A 23,566-nucleotide genomic window follows, 5' to 3' on the forward strand; every position below is an offset into this window, starting at 1 on the left:
GAGGTGTCCCCGGGGGGGCGGCTTCTGGATATGCGCCGAAGGCCGTCATTCCGTGCTGTTCCACGGAATGGCCAAAGGCGACAACCCGCATCACACGCCGGGTCAATTGATGCGGACGGGACTCACGAGGTACTAGCCCGTACGAGTGAAATCGGGTCACCCTCCCTATGCACGGGACGTGGAGCGGTGGGTCAATCAGGATATCCGCGCGACGGGCCGCCCATTCCTCCGCACGGGCCGGATCAGTCCTTCCATCCGATCCCCCGGCGACCCCCTCCGCGCACCCATACGCATCTGCGTGGTGGTCATGGGCCTGGGCGTTCTCCCACAGGAGGCCTCTCGTGCACGATCTCCCCAGACCGCCGTCCCGGTCCACCGGCACGACCGGCCACGCCGTTGTCGGCCGCATCGGCACGCAGGAACCGTCGGTACAGGACGGCACACGATCTGGCCGACCCCAGCGGTTACCTTCTCTGACCGGTCTGCGTTTCGCCGCAGCGGGCGGAGTCGTCTTCACCCACAGCGCGCTGTTGATCAACCCTCACCTCGCCCGGACCCTCGGGCCCGAGGTATGGGTCGGGGCGAGTTCGGTTTCGCTTTTCTTCATTCTGAGCGGCTATGTGCTGACCCATTCCGCCCGCCCGACCGATACCGCACGCGCCTTCTGGCGGCGGCGTGCCGCCAAGATTCTGCCGAATCACGTACTGACCTGGTGCGTGGTGGTGGCCGCGCTCGCCTGCGCCGGCAGGGCGACCGCCCCGCACGGTTCCGGATTGCCGGCGCACCTCTCCAGTCTCTTCCTGGTGAACACCTGGGTTCCCAGCCAGCGCTTCATCTCCGCGGGCAATCCCGTTTCCTGGTCCCTGGCCGCCGAAATGTTTTTCTATCTCCTCTTCCCCCTGCTCCTGCCGTGGGTCATGCGGCTATCGCGTCGTGGTCTGCTGATCGGCGCGGGAGCGGCCATCGCCCTCGTCTGGATCTGTCCGGTGCTCTACGAGTTCGTCCTCAACCCCGGCGGACCGTCGTTCCCCGGATACTGGTCCTTGTACATGCTGCCGATCACGCGGCTTCCCGAGTTCGTCCTCGGCATGTTGGTGGCCCGTATCTCCTCGGCGGGAATACGGATTCCGCGCGTCGGCGTTCTCCCGGCCGCCCTGGGCGTCATCAGCACGATCGTGGTGAACGGTACGTACCTGCCGCACAGCTTCCTGTACGCGGCCTCGACCGTGGCCCCGCTCGCCATGCTGGTGTACGCCACCGCGGAGCTGGACCTGCGGGGCAGAACGTCGTTGCTGCGCACACCTGCCCTGGTGTTCCTCGGTGAGATCTCCTACGCCATGTATCTCCTCCACTTCCTGGTGCTGGGGTTGATGTACCTGTCTCTGACGGGTCATGGATGGAGCAACCTCTCCGTGGTTCTGGTCAGCCTTCCCGTCATCCTGCTGACCTCGTGGCTGCTGTACGCGGGCGTGGAGCGGCCGTGTGTGCGGCGCCTGTCCAAGCCGCGCCGTACTCACCCCCGTGCCGTCCCAACTCCGTGAGCACAACCAGGCGTTCCGGTGGTCCGTGCGGTCCACAGCCGGCCCCGGAGCGGGCCCGGTGTGCCTCCCCCGCCCTCCGCACCAGTGTCCGCGCTCCCCCTTCAGGACTACCTCGGAAAGAAGCCCCCCATGATGAGTACGCGAAGCGAGCACATCGCCGCCCACCGGCCCCGTTACCAGGACGAGCTGGCACGTGGGCTGGAGCGGTTCTTCGAACCACGGCGCACCACGTGCCCCTGGTGCACCTCCTCCCGGCTGCGCGGGCGTCTGCGCACCGCCGACCACCCCCAGCACAAACCCGGGAAGTTCGTCCTCGAACAGTGCCGCAGCTGTGGGCACGTGTTCCAGAACCCCCGGCTGAGCGCGGACGGGCTGGATTTCTACTACCGGGACTGTTACGACGGCCTGGGCGAGGCGACGATGGCGCGGCTGGCCTGCTCGCCCCTCGCGGTGAAGCTCTACAGGGCCCGCGCCCGGGCACTGCTCCCCTTCAGCCGCCCCTTACGCTGGCTGGACGTCGGCACCGGTCACGGCCACTTCTGCGCCGAAGCCCGAAGAATCCATCCGAACACCCAGTTCCACGGGCTCGACTGGGGTGAAGGCGTCGAGATCGCCGCACGCAAAGGCCGCATCGTCCGGGCCTACCGAGGCTCCTTCGTCGGGATGGCAGGCCAACTGGCCTGCCAGTACGACGTGGTGAGCATGCATCACTACTTGGAGCACACCCTGGCGCCGCGGCAGGAACTGGCCGCCGCCCACACGGCGCTCCGGCCGGGCGGTCATCTCCTGGTGGAAGTGCCCGACCCGGAATCCGCCGCCGCCCGGCTGCTCGGCCAGTGGTGGGGCCCGTGGCTCCAGCCGCAGCACCTGCACTTCGTCCCCCTGGACAACCTCTGCGGCGCACTGGCCGAGCAGGGTTTCACCGTCGTGGCCACCGACCGGCAGGAGCCCCATGTCCCCACCGATCTGACGTCCGCGGCGGTGAACCTGCTCAAGTCCGTTCTGCCGAGCGAAGATCTGCCCTGGCTGGCCGAAAGACCGGGACCGTTCCACCGCTGGATCCGCCGGCTGTCCCTGCTGGCCGTCGCACCCGTGCTGCTCATCCTCGTCGGGCTCGACATCCTGCTCGCGCCCCTCACCCGGCGCACCCGGCTGTCCAACGCCTACCGGGTGGTCGCGCGCCGCGACTGAGCCCTGCACCGGGGCGCCCCCTCGCGGGGCGCAGGCCCTGCCCTCGTCCACCACACAACTGCGCGGGAATTCAAGCGCGTTCGGCTGCATCAGAAATTCGGCGGATAGACCACCCGAGTGAAGCCGAGCGCGGTCGGAATCATCGCCGTCGACGAAACGGAACACTGCCGACCATGCACATCCTGATCGCTACCGCGGGTTCGCACGGGGACGTGGCTCCTTACACCGGCCTGGGGGCCCGGCTGCATCGCGCCGGGCACCGGGTGGTGATGGCCACCCATGCGCGCTCGGCCGCGCTGGTGCGCCGCAGCGGCCTGGGCTTCCACCCCCTTCCGCTCGACCGGTACGCCACGTCCGGAACCGATGACACGAGAGGGCACGGCCCGGGGAAGGGCGGCCAGGGGGCCCGCCTCTCCAAGGTCGAGCAAGTACAGCTGGCACGGGAATTGGCTCCGCAGATGGCCGACGCGGTGACCGAGGCCTGCGCATCGGGCGCAGAAGTCCTTTTGTTTTCCAGCAGCCTGGCTCCCTTGGGGCTCGTGGCGGCGGAGGGTCTGCAACTGCCCAGCGTCGGCGTGTTCTTACAGCCCCTCGAGCCCACCCGGGAGTTCCCGCCGGTCATCTTCGACATGCCGTCCTGGGGACCGTTCGCCAACCGGGCCTTGGGACGGTGCGCCCAGTCGTTGCTGGCCCGCGCTTTCGCTCCCGGGGTGCGCCATCTGCAGCGTCGGTTGGGCGTGCGGCAGGATGCCCTGGAACGTCGTCGGGCGACGTGGCCCGTCCATCATGGTTTCAGCCCGGCGGTGGTGCCCCGGCCCGCCGACTGGCGGCCGGGAATGGAGGTGGCGGGCTACTGGTGGCCGTCGGAGGCCCCCGGCTGGACGCCGGAATCCAGGCTGGCCGATTTCCTCCAGGCCGGTCCGCCACCGGTATTTGTGGGCTTCGGCAGCATGGCGCCCGGCGACCCGGAACGCCTCGGACGTCTCCTGGCACGAGCCTTGCGGCTCGCCGGAGTGCGCGGCGTGGTCCAGTCGAGCTGGGCCGGCCTGTCGGTCGAGGGGGACGACGTACTGACGGTGGGTGAGGTTCCGCACGCCCAGCTGTTTCCGCAGATGGCAGCCGTCATCCACCACGCGGGTGCCGGGACCACGGCAGCCGGCCTGCGCGCGGGCGTGCCGGCGGTCCCCGTGCCGATGATGCTGGACCAGCCCTTCTGGGCGTCGCGTCTCACTTCGCTCGGAGTCAGTCCCGGCAGGCTCCCCTTCCAGCGGCTGACCGCGGAGAATCTCGCGGCCGCTGTACGGAAGGCCGTGCACGACCCCCGTTACCGTCATCGCGCCCGGCAGGTGGCGGCGCTGCTCGGCACGGAGGACGGTGCGGGCCGGGTGCTGACGGCGGTGGAGCAACTGGCGGGTGGAGACAGCGGAGAGGGCCAAGGCCCCGGCCGCTGAGGTTGCTTGACGGAGGGCCGCCCGCACGCGTCGCGGCGGCGAACCCCCGGGGCCCCGGCCTCCCTCGGCCAGCCCGGACGCGCCTCAGTGAACGGAGTCCATGAAGCTCACCATGCGGCTGTTGACCGACTCCGCGTGGTCGATCTGTGGTCCATGGCCTGTGTCGGCGACGATGTCGACGCGGGCGCCGGGCACCAGGCGCGGGACGCGCTCCCGCTGCCGTTGCGGGTGGACCAGCAGGCTCCGCTTCCCGAGCAACAGATAGAGCGGGGTGCGGATACCGCTCAGCTCCGCTTCGGTGAGAGGGAGCGGTGCGGGACGGCGGATGCGGTAGGCGCGAACGCCGAGCCGCACCATCGCGCGCAGTTCCGGCACCACCAGGACCGGCTGGTCGAGCCAGGCGGCCAGGCGTGGACGCATCGCCTTCGGCGCGCAGGTCGCGAAGAGGCTGACGAAGATCCAGGCGAAGAACCGGAGTCCCACCTTCTCCAGGCCGCCCGGGTCCAGCAGGGTGACCGAGGCCAGTCGGCCGGGCCGGTGCAGCGCCTGGTTGAGGGCGAGCCATCCGCCGTAGGAGGACCCGACGAGGTGGACGCGGTCGAGTCCGAGGCCGTCGAGCGCCTCGTCGAGCCACTGTGCGGCACGTTCGGGCTGATGAATGGGTTCGCGCTGCACGCTGCGGCCCGGGTCGCCCGGGGTGTCGATCGCATAGACCGGGCGCTGCGCGCTCAGCGCGGCGACGTTCGGGTACCACTGCGACGAGTTGCCGCCGGCGCCGTGCACCAGGACCACCGGGGTCCGGAACGCGGCGCCGGGCTCCGTCGGCCCGTACCGGTAGACGTGTGTGGTCCCGGAGCGGGTCTCCACGTCGCACTCATCACGCGGGGCCGGCCCGAGGGCGTAGACGGCGTCGCACGCGGCGAAGTACCGGTCGCGTACGGCCTCGTTCACATAGCGGCCGACAGCGGGGTTGCGGTCATGCGTCGTGGTCTCGGGCACGGCAGGCCACCTCCGGACAGCGGGTTTAGTGGTACCACCGTATCACCAAAGTGGTACAGCGGTACCATGTAGCTGATCCCGCAGGCCGGACGGAACGAATGAGGCGGAGGGCACGGGCTGATGCCGAAGCGCGTGGACCACGAGGAGCGTCGTACCCAGATCGCCGAGGCGCTGGTCCGGGTCGCCGGGCGGCGCGGATTGCACGCCATCGGGATGCGCGATGTGGCGGCCGAAGCGGGAGTGTCCCTGCGGCTGGTGCAGTACTACTTCGAGACCAAGGAAAAGCTGCTGCTCCACGGCTTGCAGCAGCTGACCACCGAGCTCGGCGCCCGTATCGCCGACCGGGTCCGGGCCGCCGGGGACGCCCCGGGACCGCGCGAGATGATCGAGGCCGTGCTCCTGGAATCGCTCCCCACCGACGAGGAGAGCCGGACCTTTCACCTCGTCTACACCGCCTACGCCGTGCTCTCCGTGACGGATGAGGCGCTGGCTGCCCAGCCGTTCATCGACGGGCCCAATGCCGCCGAAGACTTGGTAGCCGGCCAGTTGGAGCGGGCGCGCGAAGCCGGCCTGACCGCACCCGACATGGACGTACGCACGGAGGCGGTCAGCCTGCTCGCCCTGTCGGCGGGCCTCGGCACCAGCGTCCTGGTGAGCCAGCGCACCGCGGAGTCCGCAGCGGCGGTCCTCCGCCACCACCTGGACCGGCTCTTCCCGAACGGCGGGTGAAGCGGCCCCGCCGTCCCCCGCAGCAGTGGCACACGGAGCACCTGCCCCACAGGCGGTCGCCCGGAAAATTGCGTCGACTAGCTCCGCATCCGGAATTAGCCTCGGCCCCCATGAACACCCTGCAGACGATCCATGACGTGCCCGTCCTGATGTGCGCCCCCGAGGGCGAGACGATCGGAGACGAACGCGACGTCCTGGATCTCATCGGCAATGCCGTCCACCAGGGTGCCGAGTGGGTCGTCATCCCCGCCGAGCGGTTCGATGAGACCTTCTTCCGGCTGCGCACCCGCATCGCCGGCGAGATCATCCGGAAGTTCGTCAACTACCGCGTGGGGATCGCCGTCCTCGGCGACATCTCCCGTCATACAACGGCCAGTTCGTCGCTGCGGGACTTCATCCGCGAAGGCAACCGCGGGCGGCAGACGCGGTTCCTCGCCGATGCCGGAACTGCGCGAGCGGCTGACGGCCAGGGAGCCGCGATGATGCTCCCAGGGAAGGAATGTGCATGACCGAGGCGTTGGCCCAACGACTCATCACTGCCGTCTACGAGGACGAGGTGCGCCAGGTGGACGCCCTCCTGCGGCAAGGGGCTTCCCCGTCCACGCCGCACCCCGACGGGGAGACGCCGTTGTACCTGGCCGCGGTAGGCGGGCGCACGGACATCGTGCGGCTGCTCCTCGAAGCGGGAGCCTCACCCGATGCGGAGAGCAGGGGAGAGCCGGGGAGCGAGGGTCTGCCGCTGTGTGCGGCGGCCTGCTGGGACCATGCCGAGGTGGTGCGCGAACTGCTCGCGCACGGCGCCGACCCCAACCTGCGGGAGGATGACGGCACCTCCTACTCCGCCTTGATGTGGGCGGCCACCGGCGGCCACCACCGGACCGTCCGGCTCCTGCTCGAAGCACATGCCGATCCGGACGCGGGCAACCGCGACCGCACCCCGTTGATGGCGGCGGCCGAGCGGGGATCGATTGCGGTGGTGCGGGCTCTGCTGCGCCACGACGCCGACCCCCAACTCACCGATGCGCTGGGCCGGACGGCAGAGGACATCGCCCGCGAGAAGTGCGGCAAGGACGTCGAGAGCGAGCTGCGGAAGAGGGCGGGCGCCGCCCCGGGTGACGGCTGCGAGGTCCGGCGCAGCCCGCGCCCCGAGGGCACGGAGCTGGTCGAGCTCACGGTCAGCTCACCGGACGGAACTCACGGGTCCCAGTGGCAAGAGGAAACGGGACACGCCGCGATCGCAGCGCTGTTGCAGGATGGAGTCATCGAGCAGTAGTGACGTCATGTGTCGAGGGGCCGGGACAGCGGGGATGCGACGGCCCGGACAGCCCTGCGTCACCGGCACGTTCGGCAGTGCTCCGGTAGGCGAACCACGGCAGGAAGAACTGGGTCGTCGGGCCGACCGTGAGTGCGTAGAGCACGGTGCCCGCCCCCACGCTCCCACCGAGCAGCAGACCCATGGCGAGCACCGTGATCTCCATCAGGGTGCGGATGAGGCGGAGGGAGCGCCCGGTGGTGGCGGATGCGCCGGTCATCAGCCCGTCCCGGGGGCCGGGTCCGCAGCGCGCGCCGACGTAGACGGCGACGGACAGCCCGTTGAGGAGTACACCACCGGCGAGCAGAGCGACCCGGGCGGGGAGCCCGAGGTGCTGGGGGATGAGCAGGAGACCGAGGTCGGATGAGCACGCCAGGACGATGATGTTGGCGACGGTGCCGAATGTCGGCCGTTGCTGGAGCGGGATCCACAACAGCAGTACGAGCAGGCCCAGAACGGCGCTGATCGTGCCGAAGCTCAGGTCGGTGTGGTTCTGCAGGCCCTCGTACAGGACGCTCCAGGGGTTGACGCCCAGCGAGGCCCGGACCATGGCCGAGAGGCTCAGTCCGTAGAGGGCGAGGCCGGTGAACAGTTGGGGCAGGCGCCGCAACGGACGCTCACCGAGAGGGACATAGGCGAGTGGGGGCCGGGACGGGCGCGTACGGGATCTCAGCGGCGTCGCGGCGCGTTCCCCGTGACGGCGCCGGAGTCCGCGCGCGAAGTGGTCCGTGATGTCCTGCCGCATGCCCGGTCGCCTCCACCGTGTGCTGTCTGTGCCTCAAGGCCAACGGGGCAAGTCTGTAGAGTGATTGGCCTGGGCAACACGACCAATTCCGGGAGAGTGGTATGGCTGACCCGCATCCGTTCCAGCAGGTGGAAAGGGCGGACCGCACCGACCGGAACCTGGGGAGCCGACAGCTCGCCGCGATGCTGCCCGACCCGGCGGGAGCGCGGCCCGCCTACCGCCACCTGGCCCGGGCGATCAGCGCGCTGATTCTGGACGGACGTATCGGGTTGCACGTCAGACTTCCCGCCGAACGGGAACTGGCCACGGCCCTGAACACCAGCAGGGCCACCATCACCGCCGTGTACGACCTGCTGCGCGAGAGCGGCCACGCGCACAGCCGCCAGGGATCCGGTACCTGGACGTCCTTGCCCGAGGGCCAGGCCCCCAGCGGCATCACACGCCTCCTCGGCCCCCAGGACACCGCGATCGACCTGGCCAGGGCCGCCCCCGGACTGCCGGAGCAGATACTCGTCGAGGCCCTTGCCCAGGTCACCCCTCGGCTGGCCGAGCACACGCACACTCCCGGCTACCACCCCTACGGCCTCCCGGAACTGCGCGCCGCCGTCGCCGAGCGGTTCACCCGGCGCGGACTGGCCACCGTGCCCGAGCAGATCCTGGTGACCGCCGGCGCCCAGCACGCGCTCACGCTCGTCCTGGGGCTGCTGTGCCGCGCCGGCGACCGGGTCATGGTCGAGAACCCGTCCTACCCGAACGCGCTGGAGGCGATGCGCCGCGCCCAGCTGCGCACCCTGTCGGTCCCTGTGACCGACACCGGCTGGGATGTCGAGATCATCGAATCGACCTTCCGCCAGGCGGTGCCCCAACTGGCCTATCTGATCCCCGACTTCCACAATCCGACCGGCTGCCTGATGCCCGATGAAGAGCGCGTCCGCATCCTGCACGCCGCTCGGCGCTCCGGTGCCTGGCTGGTCATCGACGAGACCCTGGCTGACCTCGCCCTCGACGTCCCCGCCCCGCCGCCCTTCGCCTCCCGCGCCACACCCGGCGGGACCGGCCAGGTCATCACCATCGGCTCGATGAGCAAGACGCACTGGGGCGGTCTGCGCATGGGCTGGCTGCGCGCCCCCGCCCGCCTCGTCACCGAGCTCGCCGGCCAACGAGTCGCCACCGATATGGGCGGCTCGGTCCTGGACCAACTGCTGGCCCTCTCCCTGCTGGCCCGCGCCGGCGACCTGCTGCCGCCCCGCCTGGAACAGCTGCGCCGGCAACGCGCCGCTCTGGCCGCTGCCTTGACCGAGCACATGCCGCAGTGGACCTGGCAACTGCCGCCCGGCGGACTGTCGCTGTGGGCCGACCTCGGCGCGCCCGTCGCCTCGGCGCTGGCGGAGCGGGCCCTGGACTACGGGGTACGGATCGAGGGCGGTGCGTACTTCGCCACCGACCCGGGGATTTTCGAACAGCGCCTCCGCATCCCGTACACCACGTCACCGGACACCCTCCGCGAGGCCGTGCACCGGATGGCCACCGCCCTCACCGATGACATTTCGCCGTCCTCCACCACCCGAAGAGCGCACTGGGTCGTCTGAGGCGGACACTGCTTCCGAGCGCGCCCGCCGCCTACGGCGCTTCCGCTCGGCGTGCACCGCACGGGAGTTGGCGCGATCCCCGTAGCGGCCGCACGACGGCCGGACCCCCTTGGCCGCCACGCCATGCACCAACTCCCCCACAGCCATATTAGTCTGATTGTTACTTTCTTTCGCCTTCCATCTGTATTGTGCAAAACCTTTGGTGTTGGCGGGATTTGGGCGGTGTCGTGGTGCATTGTTCAGTCATGCCCGGCCATCGGCGGGGCATCTCGCACCATGGCAATGCAGAAAGGCAGATCCTCAATGACTGACGGATTCAAGCGCGCCATCGCTCTCGGCGCCGCCACCGTTGCCCTCGCAGGAGGCGCCATCCTCTCCTCGGTGGGTGTCGCCTCGGCCACGCCGTCGCACCACGGAGACCATACGGCCACGCGACACGTCGACCGGGGGCGGTGCCACATGGTCCACGGGCACTGGTCCCGCACCTGGCACCCGGCCTGGCGCGACCGGCACGGCGTGCGCCACCACGGCTACTGGACCAGGATCTGGCACCGGGAGCACCTGGTCTGCCACCGGCACTGACCACTCCCCTTGAGCAATTGCAGGGCCCCCGAGCCGACGCAGACTCGGGGGCCCACCCGTTTCCGTAAGCCGGATTACCTCACCCGGAAGCCGGGTCGGCATGGCACCGGATGACGCGCCCGTCTTCAGTGCACGCCGTGCGGCCGGAACTGGACGCTGACCCGCGGACCCGCCGCCCGCGCGGTCTTGGGGATCGCATGTTCCCAAGTCCGTTGGCAGGAGCCGCCCATCACGATCAGATCGCCGTGCCCGAGCGGCCGCCGTACGGTGCCGCCGCCGCGCCGGGGACGCAGCAGCAGATCGCGCGGCGCCCCCACGGACAGGATGGCGACCATCGTGTCCTCGCGTCTGCCGCGGCCGATCCGGTCGCCGTGCCAGGCCACGCTGTCGCGGCCGTCCCGGTAGTAGCAGAGCCCGGCCGTGGTGAACGGTTCGCCGAGCTCGGTGGCGTAGCGGGCGGAGAGCGCGTCCCTCGCCTCGTCCAGTACGGGGTGCGGCAGCGCGTCGTCGGCCTTGTAGAAGGCGAGCAGCCGCGGTACGTCCACCACCTGCTCGTACATCCGCCGGCGCTCGGCCTGCCAGGGCACCTCGGCGGCGAGCTGCGCGAACAGGGCATCGGCGCCGCTCAGCCACCCAGGCAGCAGATCGAGCCAGGCCCCGTCGCCGAGCTCGGTCCTGCGCATCCCGCGCAGCGGGCCGAGACGGACCTCGTCGGCCTGGTCGAAGAGCGAGCCCTGGAGATGCATGGACATGCTTTCAGGGTACCCAATAATCGAATAAGTGTTCTGTGCGCCCGCTGTCGCGCACCTCGGGGCGGGGCCCACCCCACTCGGGCACACCCTTCTCCGCAAAGAAGCGGCAGCCGCCACGGGACGGCCTTGCCTGCGCGGGGCACCGGGCGCAGGCTGAATACATGGGCAACGGAGAAGGCCCTACGCTCATCACTTCCGTCCAGCGAGCCTTCCGCTTGATGGAGTCCGTGGGTGCGCATGAGGGCGGCGCGCCGGCGAAACAGCTGGCACGGGAGACGGGGCTGCCTCTGGCCACCACGTATCACCTGTTGCGCACGCTTGCTCACGACGGATACATCCGGAAGCTGGAGGACGGCGGTTTCGTCCTCGGGGACAAGCTGGACACCCTGCGCACCGGCGGGCAGGGGCAGGCGCTGCTCAACCGGGTCCGGCCCGCGCTCGCGGCTCTGCGGGACGATCTGTCGGCCGCCGCCTATCTGACCTTCTACGAGGACGGCGAGATTCGGGTCGCCGAGATCGTCGACGGCCCCCGGGCACCACGCGTCGACCTCTGGGTGGGCTTCGAGGACGCCGGGCACGCCACGGCGCTGGGCAAGTGCGTGCTGCGCGAGCTGGACGACGAGGCCCGCGACGACTACCTCTCCCGGCATCCCCTTGCCGACCTCACACCGCGCACCATCACCGGCCGCGCCGAATTGCTGCGGAAGCTCGACACCCTGCCCATGGCGCCGGTCGTGACGGACATGGAGGAGTACGCGCTCGGTACGTTCTGCGTCGCGGTACCCGTCTACAGCGGTCAGACGCTCGGGGCCCTCGGCGTATCGCTCCGGGCGGACCGGGTCTCCCGTATCGACGAGGTCCGGAAGCGGCTGCTTCCCACAGCGAGCCGTGTGACCAGGGGACTGTCACTCACTATCTGAAATTTCGGTCCTTGCCCCTTCCCCGCAGATGCCCGTTTCCTTGATGAAGCGGACATTTTGGAACTCAAGTGCGTTGAGCAGGGAAGCGAGCTGCGGACCAGTACCATGCGCCAAGCCCGGATCCATCACCACGACCACCGGCCGCGGTGGCAGCTCACCAAGCCGTTCTCCGCTCTGCGGGCACCGGTCCGGCAGACCGCCCCGCCCCGGGGCGACGCACCGTCCGGCGTCTCGGACGCCCGCCGGCACTACACCTCCAGCGTGCCGGTTGTGCTCATTGCGGCCGTGGCGATCCTCGCCTTCTCCGGCGGCACCGGTCTGAGCTGGCTGCCGCTGCTCGCCGTGGGCCCCGCGCTGGCAGCCGCCACCAGCGGGCCTTGGGGGGTGATCCGCATCGGTGTCCTGGCGGTGGCGGTGGGTGCGGCGCTGGGCGTTCATGGTGGTGCGCCGGGCAACGAACAGGCGATCGTGCTGTCCACGCTGTCCGCCGTGACCCTGGCCAGCGCTCTGGCCAGCGGCCTGCGCAAGCGTCGCGAACAGGTACTGGCCGCCGTCCGCTCGGTCGCCGAGGCCGCTCAGCACGCCTTCCTCAAACCGGTGCCGGCGACGGTCGGGCAATTCCAGACGGCGGTCCGCTACAGCGCCGCCGCTGCCGAGGCCCGGATCGGCGGGGACTTCTACGCCCTGGTGCCGACGCCGTACGGGGTCCGGCTGATCGTGGGCGATGTACGCGGCAAGGGGCTGCCGGCCGTGGGGATCGCCGCGCTGGTCCTGGGCGTGTTCCGGGAAGCGGCCTACGACGAGGCGGATCTTCTCGATGTGGTCCACAGGATCGAGCGGAGCTTGGCGCGCAACCTCGGTCCGGACGACTTCGTCACCGCAGTGCTGGCCGGATACCCCGAGGCCGACCGTATGGAGCTGGTCAACTGCGGGCACGCCGCTCCGCTCCTGGTCCACGACTCGGGCGTGCTGCCCGTCGAGCCGGTCCGTCCGGCCCCGCCGCTCGGTCTGCGGGCCCTGGCCGGCGAGGCCCCCGGCCTTCAGGACATCGCCCTGGCCGACGGGAACCAACTGCTCTTCTACACCGATGGGGTGACCGAGGCCCGTGACCACAAGCGGGAGTTCTACCCGCTCGTGGAGCGGCTGTCCCGGCACATTTCGGATGAGCCCTCCCGCACCCTCGCCGCGCTCCATGAGGACCTGCTCGCGCACGTGGGCGGCGAGCTGCACGACGACGCCGCCATGCTCCTTCTCCGGAAGCCGGCCCGTACCGCGCCGGTGGCACCGAACGAACCGGACGCGCTGAGCGGACCGCGCTGCTCCTCTTCAGTGGCCGCCGAGTAGCAGTGCAGCACCGGAGGGTGTGTGGTGTGGCGGCGGACCGGGGAGACGGGAACCGGTGCAGGGCTGAGTACAGTCGATCATGTTGATCGTCCTGACCGGCCAACAGCACCGTACTCACGTACTGAGGAGCGCCGCGTATGTCGAAACCACCGCTTCCCGATGCAGCAGTCGCCATGTTGGGCAAGCCGAATCCGGCCGTCATCACGACGCTACGGTCGGATGGACAGCCGGTGTCCACGGCCACCTGGTATCTCTGGGACAACGGCCGGGTCCTGGTCAATATGGATGAGGGCCGCAAACGGCTGGAGCATGTCCGCAATGACCCCCGTGTCTCGCTGACCGTGCTGGACGAGGGCAACTGGTACACGCACATCAGCATCGTCGGCCATGTCGCCGAGCTCCGTGACGACGAGGACCTGGCCGGCATCGACCGGCTGGCGCAGCACTACATCGGCAAGCCGTACCCGCAGCGGGACCGCCGCCGGGTCAGCGCCTGGATCGAGATCGACCGCTGGCACGGCTGGGGCAGCTTGAAGGACAGCAGCCAACCGGGCTGACGACGGACGAAGACCGGCCCTCCCTCCCCGCTGTCGTCATACGCGGCGGGGAGGGAGGGCTGGTCCTCGGCCGTACGTCCGCGGTACGGCGCGTGCCCCGGAAGCGGCCACCGGCCCGTTGCCGTCATCACGGCGGGCAGCTCACGTCTCGGCCAGGAGTCCCTTGCGCAGGGTGGTGCAGGTGCGGGTCAGCAGGCGGGAGACGTGCATCTGGGAGAGGCCGAGCTCCTCGCCGATCTCGGACTGTGTCATTTCCTCCCCGAAGCGCAGCTGGAGCAGGGTGCGTTCGCGGTCATCGAGCTTGGCCAGGTGCGGCTTGAGGGCCTGGATGTCCTCTGCCAGGGCGAGGGCGGGGTCCTCGGTGCCGATGAGGTCGGCGACGAGACCGGACTGCTGCTTGCCGCCGGCTTGGATCGGCCGGTCGATGGAGTCGCTGTCGTAGCCGTTGCTGGCCACGAGCCCCTCCGCCACCTCGGCCTCCTCCAGACCGAGATGGGCGGCGAGGTCGGTGACGGACGGCTCGTGGCTGCCCTCGCCCTCCAGCTCTTCCCGGGCGCGGGCGAGGTCGATGCGGAGTTCCTGCAGGCGCCGCGGCACACGCACCGACCAGGTGGTGTCGCGGAAGAACCGCTTGATCTCGCCCTGGATGTAGGGGACGGCCAGCGTGGTGAACTCCACGTCGCGGGAGGGGTCATAGCGGTCGATCGCCTTGATCAGACCGATCGTCCCGACCTGCAGGACGTCCTCCATGGACTCCTTGCGGCTGGAGAAGCGCCGGGCGACATAGCGCACCAGGGAGAGGTTCATCTCGATGAGGGTGTTCCGCGCGTACTGGTACTCGGGGGTCCCCTCGTCCAGTTCCTGCAGCCGCAGCAGGAACTGCTTGGACAACTCCCGTGCGTCGGAAGGAGCGACGCGCTGCGGAACCTGGATCTGCGGCAGCACCGTCGGAGCCGGAACGGCACACTCCGTCGACAGGGTCTCCGGCTCCGTTCCCACGGTCGTGGTGCTGGTGCTCATGCTCTGGCTCCCGCCTGTTGCTGAGCCCCCGTCGCACGCTCCCCTACCCGCCGCTGCCGCAGGCATGTCCGGTCGTTTCCCTTTCCCGCCCTGTCCCGTCGGCGCCCCCATTCCGCCCTACGCACGCGGCAGATGACCTCAGTGCCGGGCCGACGCCTCCGGGCCGGTCGAGAGGAACAGCGGGGTGACCGAGGCATGAAGGTGCACTCTGGTGCCGTCGCTCTCGACGGGCACGGGGGTGCCGAACGCGTCGAGGGCGTGGACCGTCGCATGGGGCCACGGCCAGTCGACGGGTGTCCCGGGCTCGTCCTCTCCGGTGAAGACGTCCCCGGCCGCCCAGAGGACGTGGAGCGGCCCGCGGCCCTCACGTGACACCTCGAAGGCGTACAGCTCCGGTCGGCCTTCGGCATCGAGTCGACGGACGTGTGTGGTGCCGTCGAGGAAGGCGGTGAGGAGGGCGAAGGTGTCGGCGGACGGATGGCGTCGGGTGAGGCCGGTGCCGTCGTAGTCCATCAAGGCCAGTTTGCCGAACAGGAATCCCATCATGTTCAGACGGTCACGGTAGCCGGGGATTTCGGGGGCCAGATTCCAGCATGCCGTCCGGGGCACACCGGCGGCGAGGGCGAGGACGTTACGGGTGACGATCTGGCGGCAGTTGATCCGGTCCCGCTTCGCGGCGAGCCCGGGGGGACAGCCCTCCATGAACATCTGTAGTTGCGGCGGGAGTTGAGGCATGCGGGCGTAGAGCAGGCGCATGGTCCTGCGGTCCGGGGGCTCGTGGGGCGCCTCGTCCAGGGGCGCGTCAACGGCCGCTTCCGGGGGCGCGTCCACCGTTCCGTCCGAGGTCTCATCCGAAGGCCGGGGCTCGGGAGCGGCCGGGTCCGTCCCCGCGAAGGCCGCCATCATCGTCTGCTGGAACACGGCCTGGGCCTCGGGGAATTCGAAGAGTGTGGGCCCGTTGTACTCCCCCGCCACCACAGGCCGCTCATAGCCGTGGCGGCGCATCATCCCGCGGACGGACTCCACCTGCTCCGGGATGTCGTGCGGGTCGCCGTAGAGATGGACGGAGAACAGGTCGAAGGCCTCGCGGCCGTGGTCGACGACATGATCGAAGAACTGCCGGGCCGGGCTGTCGGCGGGACTGGAGAGCACGTCGTAGCCGCAGCCCCCGAGGACGACCTTCGCTTCCGGGTCCGCACCGCGCACACAGCCGTGAAGGGCGGTGAGCTGCTCCACGTAGTCCGGCGCGGTTCCCGCCCACAGGAGGCCGGTGTTGCTGGGCTCGTTGTTGCACTGCCAGTAGTGGACGCGACCACGGCAGCGGGTCACCAGATCGCCGACGAAGCGCTCGTACCGCCGCAGGTCGTGGGCGGGCGACGACGGCAGAAAGCCGGTCCGGTGCCGGGTCGCCCACGGGGAGCTGGAGCACACGGTCACCCATACCTCGTCGGCCGGATCCAGCTGATCGAGGATCGCGTCGACGACCGTCCAGTCATGGCGTCCCGGCTCCGGCTCGACCTGGCCCCAGTAGACGTAGACACGCACCAGAGTGCCGCCGAGCTTCCTCATCTCGGGCACGAAGCTGTCCGGAGCTCCGAACATGCCGTAGCTGATTCCCCTGACGATGCCCAGACGGACCCCGGCCGGGGCGGCGGTCTGACTCATGTGCTCTCCCTCGCTTACGTATATGACATATACCTTACCTTGATTCAGTAAACTCACCATGTGAAGGAGAATCCGAGCAGCTCACCGGCCCCCTCGATCTGGACCCAGCCCTCGCCACAGCGGCGCCGGAGCCCACTGGAGCGGGACGACATCGTGCGGGCCGCCGTCGCGGTCGCCGACGAGGGCGGGGCACAGGCGCTGACGATGACGGCGGTCGCCAAGCGGCTCGGGCCCTACACGCCGATGGCGCTGTACCGCTATGTGCTCAGCAAGGACGGCCTGACCGACCTGATGCTCGACAGCGTCACGGCGGAGATCCCGGTGCCCGACGAGCCCGGCGACGACTGGCGCGCCGACCTGCAGGCACTCGCCACGGAGAGCTGGGAGATGGTCAAGCGCCACCTCTGGTACGCCCAGCTCATGCCCACACGCCCGCCCCTGGGCCCGCACCTGATGCGCCGCACCGAGTTCGTCCTCCAGGTACTGGTGCGGCAGGGCATCACGGTCGGCGAGGCCATGACCTACGCGGCGCTCCTGGACCGGCACATCCTCGGCAGCGCGCAGCAGGAGGCGGAGGAGCTCGCCATGCGCCGCCGGCATGGACTCCACTCCCCGCAGCAGCTCAGCGAGGCCATCACCGCCGCCCGCGACCTGGCGGCCGAGGGCGGGCGCCATCCGCTGCTCACGGAGTGGATGACCGCGCCGTCGGGAGCCGGTATGGACGAGCAGTTCGAGCTCAGCCTGGCGTTCCTCATCGACGGCATCGCGACGCGCCTGCCGCGCCGGGAGGCGTCCACGGGAAGGGACGGCGCCGCCACTCCTTGACGAGTTCCCGCTGCCGGACCAGGCGTCCCGGCCCCACGCGATCGTCGCCGGTCCGGCCGGTGACTGCTGGTTCACCAAATGGGGAGCCAACCGCATCGGGTCCATCGGTCCTGGCGGCCACATCGAGGAGTACGACCTGCCGAGCCCCTCTTCGGAGCCGCACGGCCGGGCCTTCGGGTCTGACGGGTGCGACGCGTCCATGGTGGTGCGGCCGAGGTCGCGGAGCGACACCGCGCGACGGATTCGGGCCGTCGCTCTCGTACCTCATCGCGGTGTCGCTCTCGGCAAGCTCCGTCTCGGTGTCACCATCGAAAGCACACGCATCGCCGCTGGGAGCAATGGCGACCGACGGTGCCACGAGATGGACAGCCCACGGGGCGAAGGCTCGGCGAGCTGTCGCCCGAGAAGAGGTACCTCAATGAGCAGTCCAGCCGCCCGGGGGCGCATGCTGGGTGACCTGATCGCCGCCAGTCACGTGATCACGCTGGAGCAGCTGCCGGACCTGGTCGTCAAGCACACATCCCGGGTCGGCTGGACGGGGGTGCTGATCTACCTGGCCGATCTCCAGCAGGACGTCCTGTGCCTGCTTGCCGGTCAGGGGCCCGGTGCGGGCGGCGGGGTGGCGGCACCGCCGCAAGTGGTGCGGGTGGAAGGCACCCTCGCCGGGCGGGCGTTTCAGACCGGGGGCATCGTCGCGGGCGCCACGTCCGAGGCCGCCCATTGGTGGGTTCCGCTGCTCGACGGCACCGAGCGGCTGGGCGTGCTGCGGGCCTCCGCCGCCCCGGGCACGGAGATGGACTCCCAGGCGGCCCAGGACTTGCGCAACCTTGCCGGGCTGATCGCGTTGATGATCGTCAGCAAGCGCGCGGTGAGCGACACCTATGCCCGTCTGGTACGGCGCCGGAGCATGAATGTGGCCGCGGAGATGGAGTGGCGCATCATGCCGCCGAGGACCATCGCCACCGACCGGGTGCTGATCAGCGCGGTGATGGAGCCCGCCTACGAGGTCAGTGGCGACGTTTTCGACTACGCCATCGCCCACGAGACGGTGCATCTGGCGCTCTTCGACGCCATGGGCCACGACACGGCCGCCGGGCTGACCGCGAACCTCGCGGTCGCCGCCAGCCGCAACCGGCGCCGGCAGGGCCCCGGAATCCTGCAGATCGCCGAAGCCGTCGAACGGGCCCTGGTGGAACAGTTCGGTTCGAGCCGCTATGCCACGGGCATTCTGGCCGAGCTGAACGCCGCCACAGGGGTACTCACCTGGACCAGCCTCGGGCACCCTCCGCCGGTCGTCATCCGCAAAGGACGCACCGCACTGATCCTGGACTGCCCGCCCGCCCCGCCCATGGGCACCGACCTGGGCCTGCCGCCCACCCTGGGCCGGGACCAGCTGGAGCCCGGCGACCGCCTGCTGCTCTACACCGACGGCATCACCGAGGCCCGCAACCGCGAAGGCCGGGAATTCGGCCTGGCGGGCTTCACCGACTTCCTCATCCAGCACCATGCCGACGGGCTGCCCGTGCCGGAGACACTGCGCCGCCTGATCAGGCGGCATCTCGCCTACCACGACGGGCGGCTCGGCGACGATGCCACCGTCCTGCTGCTGGAGTGGAGCGGCCCCACCCCCTACCGCCCCGCCCGGGTCGAAGCCCTCGCCGGCCTCCCGGAGCACACGACCGCCGCCACCCCTCAGGCAGCCCCCTGGACCACACCCACCAGAGACGTCCTTTGAAGCGCCGGGCCCCCTGCAGAGGGCGGGCGAAGGGCCGGCGGGTACGTCCTCGGCGGAGGCAACCGGAGTGCACCCCCGACGACGGGGCAGAAGCAACTCGCTCTCGTCGGTCGTGGAGACCGGCCGGGTGGCCCCCGGCGACGGGGCAGAAGCCCTCTGGAGGTCCCACATGCCCTCTCGCCGATATCCCGGCCGGTCCCTGGCTGCCGGCCGCGATCGCCGCAGGTCTGGCGTGGTCCGGCCTCATCTCGTTCGCCATGGCCCGTCGGCGCAAGGTCCGAACCGGCGAGGCCGGGCCGCCGTCCGCCGGAATCGTCACCACGCTTCCCGCACTCCCGCCCCCACAACAGGAGCTCCCTTCGCATGACGGAAACCCATCAGAATGCCCCGGCCGCGCGGGCCGTCTACCGCGCCGAGGCCTTTGTGCGCAACGGCCACTGGCACCTCGAAGTCGCCAGCCTCGACCGCGAACCCGACACCGGCGACACCGAAGCCCTGCTCGTCACGCTGTGGCCCGTGGAAGACACACCCGACGGCAGCGGCTTCCCCGCCGCCTCGCTCGGCGCGCAACTGCTCGACAACGGCTTCGCCCTCGCCGACCCCGGTCAGGGCACTGGCGGCTGGACGCCCACGGGCGACCGGGGCCACTACGCCGCCTCGTGCTACGCGGCGGACGAGGCGACTGCTTGACCTGTCGTACGCGTCGCGGCCGGGAAAAGGGCTCAACTTCCGTACGGTACGGACCTGTTCGGCCACCAGGGCGGTACGGCACCGGCCGCACGCCGGTGATCACCGGACGCGCCGGCCGGTGATCGGCATGGGTGGCACCGGAGGGGCAAGCCGGGTGCAGCCTGCCCCTCCGGGCCGTCGGTCAGCCGGTCTGCAGGGTCGCGTCGTCGACGACGAAGCTGGTCTGGAGGCTGGAGTCCTCGGTGGCGGTGAACGTCAGGGTGATCCGCTGTCCGATGTAGGGGGTCAGGTCCAGGGAGCGCTGGGTGTAGCCGCTCGAAGCATCGGTGTTGGAGAGGGTCGTCAAGGTGGTGCTGCCCACCTTGACCTTGAAGGTGTCGTAGGCGACGCGGTCGGTCTCATCGGTGTCGAGGTGCAGCCAGTAGGTCAAGGTGGCCTTGCTGCATCCGGAGGGCACGGTCACCGACTGGTTGAGGGAGTCGGTGGCGGCGGAGCCATAGCCGCCGAGCCAGGCGAACCTGCTGCCGCCGTGGGCTGACTGACCGGCGTGAGCGCCGATCGCCCCGGTGTCGCCCGTCCAGGGTGTGGTGCCGTTCTCGAATCCGCCGTTGCCGATCAGCTGTTGGGCGGTGCAGCCTCCGGCGCCCTTGACCGTCAGGGCGTAAGGCGTGGTGTGGGTGACGGAACCGGTGCCGGTGACGGTGAGGGTGTAGGTGCCGGGTGCCGCGCTCGACGTCGTGGCGACCGTCATGGTGGAGCTGCCGCCGGAGGTCACCGAGGCGGGGCTGAAGGCGACGCTCACACCGGCCGGAGCGCCCGAGGCCGACAGCGTCACCGGCTGGGCGGACCCGCTGGTGGTTGCCGTGGAGATGGTGCTGGTGGCCGAGGCGCCGGGATCGACGCTGCCGGTGGCCGGGCCCGCGGTCAGGGAGAAGTCGTTCGCCGGGGTGGTGTCGGCGACGGCGAGCTTCCAGAGGGTGGCGGCGATGCCGTCGACGCTGCGGTTCAGTCCCGTGCTGTTGATGTTGCTGGTGGTGTCACAGGACTGGTGGTAGCAGGAGTCGTAGGCACGGCTCGCGGTGCCGCCCCACTTGGTCGCCTGCGCCGAGGTCTTCCGCGCACTGGCACCCATCGCATATCCGGAAGTGGGGATGCCCGCCTGCTCGAACGAGTAGTCGTCGGAGCGGCCGGCGCCCTCGGTGTTCTCCTCGGGCTGGAGGCCGAGGGAGTCCCAGTACGCCTTCATCGGCTGGGCGGCGGCGGAGGTGAGGTGGTTGATGAAGTAGCCGCCGTTGGGTGAGGCGATCATGTCGAAGTTGTAGTACGCCTTGATTTTCGACCGCTCGGCGGAGGAGAGGGAACCGACGTAGAAGTCGGAGCCGTTGAGGCCCTGTTCCTCGTCCGTCCACCAGCCGAACCGGACCCGGGCCGCCATGGTGGGGTGCTGCTGCGCGAGGGTGAGTGCCGTCTCCAGCAGCGCGGCCGAGCCGGAGCCGTTGTCGTTGATGCCCGGCCCTGCCCCGACGCTGTCGAGGTGCGCGCCGAACATATAGACCTTGGTGGCGTCGCCCTGCGGCCATTCGGCGATCAGGTTGGGCCCGGCCCCGGTGGCGCAGCCGGAGGTGCAGGGCTGTTCGGTGACGGTGTAACCGGCTGCCTGGAGCTTGGCCTTGGCGTAGGCGACGGAGTCCCGGTAGCCCTGTCCGCTGGATTTGCGGGTGCCGCCGTTGCGGGTGGCGATGTTGTTCAGCTCGGTGAGATGCGCCTGGACCTTGGCCACGTCGATGTCGGGGGCGTCCGCGGTCCGGGTGCGGGCGGCGACGGGGCCTACGACGGTGCCCGGCCCGCTGTGCACGGCCCGGTCGCCGGCGGATATCGCAGCGGCGGGCGGGCGGGCTGACGGATTGCTCTGCGAGGTGGCCGCGGCGGTGGGGGCGATGGCCAGCACGGCTGCTTGGAGGGTGGCGGCGAGGGATACGCCGGCCACCGCGAGTCTTCGTAACACCATGACTCCTTGAGGGGGTAGGGGTTCTACCGACGGAGGTTCTGGTGGAGCACCGGGCCATGGCGGGGTCGTCGTCCCGGCCGGCTTCGACCACGTGGGGCAGCGTCTGCGCGGCGGGAGAACGGCATGTCCATGACCCAGGCCGCCGTACCATCACACGCGACACCCACCACGTCAACGGATGTCCCGGCGCAGCGCGTTGTTTGTCGAAAAACGGCAGATGGCGCCCGATATCCGGGCACCTAGCCGGGCCCCGCGGGCGGTTCCGGACGCCACCGGCATGACGAACCCCCGCCCTGCGCGAGGCAGGACGGGGGAGGTCGAGGGCGCTGAACCGGGTGCGGGACCCGGCCTGCGGCTACAGGAAGCTGACGTTCTGGGCGAGGGCGAGCCGGCTGGAGTAGTTGATGGTGTTGGTGGCGGAGCGCATATAGGCGCGCCAGGCGTCGGAGCCGGACTCGCGGCCGCCACCGGTCTCCTTCTCCCCGCCGAAGGCCCCGCCGATCTCGGCGCCGGAGGTGCCGATGTTGACGTTGGCGATGCCGCAGTCCGAGCCCTCTGCGGACAGGAAGAGCTCGGCTTCCTGCTGATCGCGGGTGAAGATGCTGGACGAGAGGCCCTGCGGGACGTCGTTGTGCAGGGCGATGGCCTCTTCCAGGGTGTCGTAGGTCTGCACGTACAGGATGGGGGCGAAGGTCTCTTCGCGGACAACGTCGGTCTGTTCGTCGACGCGGACGATGACCGGTTCGGCATAACTGGCCCGGGGCGCGGCATCGGCGAGGCGCCGGTTGCCGCCCGCGAGGATCTTGCCGCCCTCGGCCTGTGCCCGCGTGAGGGCGCCCTGCATGGCGTCCAGGGCGGTGGCGGAGATGAGGGGGCCGACGAGGGTGGTCTCGTCGAAGGGGTCGCCGATGGGGAGCTTCTGGTAGGCGGCCGTGAGCCGTGCGATGAGGGTGTCGGCGATGTCCCGGTGGACGATGAGACGCCGCAGCGTGGTGCAGCGCTGGCCCGCGGTGCCGGCCGCGGCGAAGACGATGCCCTGCACGGCGAGGTCGAGGTCGGCGGAGGGTGCGACAACGGCCGCGTTGTTGCCGCCGAGTTCGAGCAGACTGCGTCCGAAGCGGGCGGCGACGCGGGGGCCGACCTCGCGTCCCATGCGGGTCGAGCCGGTGGCGCTGATCAGCGCGATACGGGGATCGTCGACGAGCCTTTCGCCGATGGTGCGGTCGCCCAGCAGCAGGCGGTGCACATCACGCGGGGCACCGACGTCCTCGGCGGCCTGTGCCAGCAGCCGGTCGCAGCCGAGGGAGATCAGCGAGGTGAGCTCGGAGGGCTTCCAGATCACGGTGTCACCGCAGGCCAGGGCGACGGCGGTGTTCCACGACCACACCGCGGCGGGGAAGTTGAACGCGGAGATGACGCCGACCACGCCGAGGGGGTGCCAGGTCTCGGCGAGACGGTGGCCGGGGCGCTCGGAGGCGATCGTACGGCCGTAGAGCTGGCGGGACAGACCGACGGCGAAGTCGCAGATGTCGATCATTTCCTGGACCTCGCCGAGCGCCTCGGAGCGGATCTTGCCCGCTTCGATGGTGATGAGGTCGGCCAGGTCGCTCTTGTGGTCCCGCAGCAACTCGCCCAAGCGGCGCACGAGTTCACCGCGACGGGGCGCCGGGGTGGTGCGCCAGGTGAGGAACGCCTCACGGGTGGCGGCAATGGCCTCCTCGGTGTCGGCGGCGGTGGCCGCGCGCAGGCCGAAGAGGTCTTCGCCGGTGATGGGGCTGCGGGCGGAGAAGTCATCGCCTTCCCGGACGGTGACACCGAGGGCGGCGAGGCTGTTGCGGGCCCGGGCGCGCAGATCCTCGGTGGTGGGGAGGATGGTGCTGGTCATGGTGCTCCCTTGGGGTATTGAGGGGC

General features: G+C 70.2%; 21 protein-coding genes. 14 read left to right on the forward strand and 7 right to left on the reverse strand.

Annotation, left to right across the window (positions count from 1 at the left end; genetic code table 11):
• Positions 1-341 precede the first annotated feature (341 nt).
• The 3 genes from ACGFWI_RS06155 (at position 342) to ACGFWI_RS06165 (ending at position 4,183) form a co-directional block, all read left to right on the forward strand.
• On the forward strand, positions 342-1,541 hold the full coding sequence (locus ACGFWI_RS06155) for an acyltransferase family protein (protein ID WP_393904724.1): 1,200 nt from the start codon (positions 342-344) through the stop codon (positions 1,539-1,541).
• 129 nt (positions 1,542-1,670) lie between these two features.
• A complete protein-coding gene (locus ACGFWI_RS06160; RefSeq protein ID WP_393904725.1) occupies positions 1,671-2,732 on the forward strand; it encodes a class I SAM-dependent methyltransferase in 1,062 nt (353 codons plus the stop codon).
• 173 nt (positions 2,733-2,905) lie between these two features.
• Entirely contained in the window at positions 2,906-4,183 is a 1,278-nt protein-coding gene (locus ACGFWI_RS06165) for a glycosyltransferase (RefSeq protein WP_393904726.1), read from the forward strand.
• 84 nt (positions 4,184-4,267) lie between these two features.
• Here ACGFWI_RS06165 and ACGFWI_RS06170 read toward each other — a convergent pair whose 3' ends face one another.
• Positions 4,268-5,182, reverse strand: coding sequence for an alpha/beta fold hydrolase (locus tag ACGFWI_RS06170; RefSeq protein WP_393904727.1), 915 nt, complete (start codon positions 5,180-5,182; stop codon positions 4,268-4,270).
• 120 nt (positions 5,183-5,302) lie between these two features.
• Here ACGFWI_RS06170 and ACGFWI_RS06175 point away from each other — a divergent pair, with 120 nt between their 5' ends.
• From ACGFWI_RS06175 to ACGFWI_RS06185, 3 genes are all read left to right on the forward strand, one after another.
• Positions 5,303-5,911, forward strand: a complete 609-nt coding sequence (locus ACGFWI_RS06175) for a TetR/AcrR family transcriptional regulator (RefSeq protein ID WP_393904728.1) — start codon at positions 5,303-5,305, stop codon at positions 5,909-5,911.
• Between the two features lie 110 nt (positions 5,912-6,021).
• Entirely contained in the window at positions 6,022-6,420 is a 399-nt protein-coding gene (locus ACGFWI_RS06180; RefSeq protein WP_393904729.1) for a DUF4180 domain-containing protein, read from the forward strand.
• The gene (locus ACGFWI_RS06185) at positions 6,417-7,184 is read left to right on the forward strand and encodes an ankyrin repeat domain-containing protein (RefSeq protein WP_393904730.1); all 768 of its coding nucleotides are present in this window, start codon (positions 6,417-6,419) and stop codon (positions 7,182-7,184) included. Before ACGFWI_RS06180 ends, ACGFWI_RS06185 begins: the two co-directional genes overlap by 4 nt.
• Here the strand turns inward: ACGFWI_RS06185 and ACGFWI_RS06190 are convergent.
• The gene (locus ACGFWI_RS06190) at positions 7,171-7,968 is read right to left on the reverse strand and encodes a YitT family protein (RefSeq protein ID WP_393904731.1); all 798 of its coding nucleotides are present in this window, start codon (positions 7,966-7,968) and stop codon (positions 7,171-7,173) included. The two genes, ACGFWI_RS06185 and ACGFWI_RS06190, sit on opposite strands and share 14 nt — an antisense overlap.
• 101 nt (positions 7,969-8,069) lie before the next feature.
• On the opposite strand from ACGFWI_RS06190, the gene ACGFWI_RS06195 reads away from it, so the two are divergent.
• Entirely contained in the window at positions 8,070-9,557 is a 1,488-nt protein-coding gene (locus ACGFWI_RS06195) for a PLP-dependent aminotransferase family protein (RefSeq protein ID WP_393904732.1), read from the forward strand.
• Between the two features lie 303 nt (positions 9,558-9,860).
• Positions 9,861-10,139, forward strand: coding sequence for a hypothetical protein (locus ACGFWI_RS06200; RefSeq protein ID WP_393904733.1), 279 nt, complete (start codon positions 9,861-9,863; stop codon positions 10,137-10,139).
• 125 nt (positions 10,140-10,264) lie between these two features.
• Here the strand turns inward: ACGFWI_RS06200 and ACGFWI_RS06205 are convergent, their stop codons facing one another.
• A complete protein-coding gene (locus tag ACGFWI_RS06205; RefSeq protein ID WP_393904734.1) occupies positions 10,265-10,891 on the reverse strand; it encodes an alpha-ketoglutarate-dependent dioxygenase AlkB in 627 nt (208 codons plus the stop codon).
• Between the two features lie 161 nt (positions 10,892-11,052).
• On the opposite strand from ACGFWI_RS06205, the gene ACGFWI_RS06210 reads away from it, so the two are divergent.
• From ACGFWI_RS06210 to ACGFWI_RS06220, 3 genes are all read left to right on the forward strand, one after another.
• On the forward strand, positions 11,053-11,811 hold the full coding sequence (locus ACGFWI_RS06210; protein WP_393904735.1) for an IclR family transcriptional regulator: 759 nt from the start codon (positions 11,053-11,055) through the stop codon (positions 11,809-11,811).
• A 105-nt stretch (positions 11,812-11,916) separates the two neighbouring features.
• Positions 11,917-13,155 (forward strand): PP2C family protein-serine/threonine phosphatase, encoded by a 1,239-nt coding sequence (locus tag ACGFWI_RS06215; protein ID WP_393904736.1) that lies wholly within the window; start codon positions 11,917-11,919, stop codon positions 13,153-13,155.
• Between the two features lie 137 nt (positions 13,156-13,292).
• Positions 13,293-13,712: a PPOX class F420-dependent oxidoreductase gene (locus tag ACGFWI_RS06220; RefSeq protein WP_393904737.1), complete on the forward strand. Its 420-nt coding sequence runs from the start codon at positions 13,293-13,295 to the stop codon at positions 13,710-13,712.
• A gap of 141 nt (positions 13,713-13,853) precedes the next feature.
• Here the strand turns inward: ACGFWI_RS06220 and ACGFWI_RS06225 are convergent, their stop codons facing one another.
• The gene (locus ACGFWI_RS06225) at positions 13,854-14,732 is read right to left on the reverse strand and encodes a SigB/SigF/SigG family RNA polymerase sigma factor (protein ID WP_393904738.1); all 879 of its coding nucleotides are present in this window, start codon (positions 14,730-14,732) and stop codon (positions 13,854-13,856) included.
• A gap of 138 nt (positions 14,733-14,870) precedes the next feature.
• On the reverse strand, positions 14,871-16,397 hold the full coding sequence (locus tag ACGFWI_RS06230) for a hypothetical protein (protein ID WP_393904739.1): 1,527 nt from the start codon (positions 16,395-16,397) through the stop codon (positions 14,871-14,873).
• Between the two features lie 60 nt (positions 16,398-16,457).
• Here ACGFWI_RS06230 and ACGFWI_RS06235 point away from each other — a divergent pair, with 60 nt between their 5' ends.
• The 3 genes from ACGFWI_RS06235 to ACGFWI_RS06245 all read left to right on the forward strand — a co-directional run bounded on the left by ACGFWI_RS06235 (position 16,458) and on the right by ACGFWI_RS06245 (position 19,647).
• Complete coding sequence (locus tag ACGFWI_RS06235) at positions 16,458-17,222, forward strand: TetR/AcrR family transcriptional regulator (RefSeq protein ID WP_393904740.1); 765 nt, start codon at positions 16,458-16,460, stop codon at positions 17,220-17,222.
• A gap of 445 nt (positions 17,223-17,667) precedes the next feature.
• Entirely contained in the window at positions 17,668-18,957 is a 1,290-nt protein-coding gene (locus tag ACGFWI_RS06240) for a PP2C family protein-serine/threonine phosphatase (RefSeq protein WP_393904949.1), read from the forward strand.
• A gap of 363 nt (positions 18,958-19,320) precedes the next feature.
• Positions 19,321-19,647 carry a hypothetical protein gene (locus ACGFWI_RS06245; RefSeq protein WP_393904741.1) on the forward strand — a complete coding sequence of 109 codons (327 nt, stop codon included), beginning with the start codon at positions 19,321-19,323 and terminating at the stop codon, positions 19,645-19,647.
• 181 nt (positions 19,648-19,828) lie between these two features.
• Here the strand turns inward: ACGFWI_RS06245 and ACGFWI_RS06250 are convergent, their stop codons facing one another.
• Entirely contained in the window at positions 19,829-21,655 is a 1,827-nt protein-coding gene (locus tag ACGFWI_RS06250; RefSeq protein WP_393904742.1) for a M28 family peptidase, read from the reverse strand.
• Positions 21,656-22,010: 355 nt separating this feature from the next.
• Positions 22,011-23,540: an aldehyde dehydrogenase family protein gene (locus ACGFWI_RS06255; RefSeq protein ID WP_393904743.1), complete on the reverse strand. Its 1,530-nt coding sequence runs from the start codon at positions 23,538-23,540 to the stop codon at positions 22,011-22,013.
• Positions 23,541-23,566: the final 26 nt, after the last annotated feature.

The organism is Streptomyces sp. NPDC048434 (genome assembly GCF_043200375.1).
Taxonomy (GTDB): domain Bacteria; phylum Actinomycetota; class Actinomycetes; order Streptomycetales; family Streptomycetaceae; genus Streptomyces.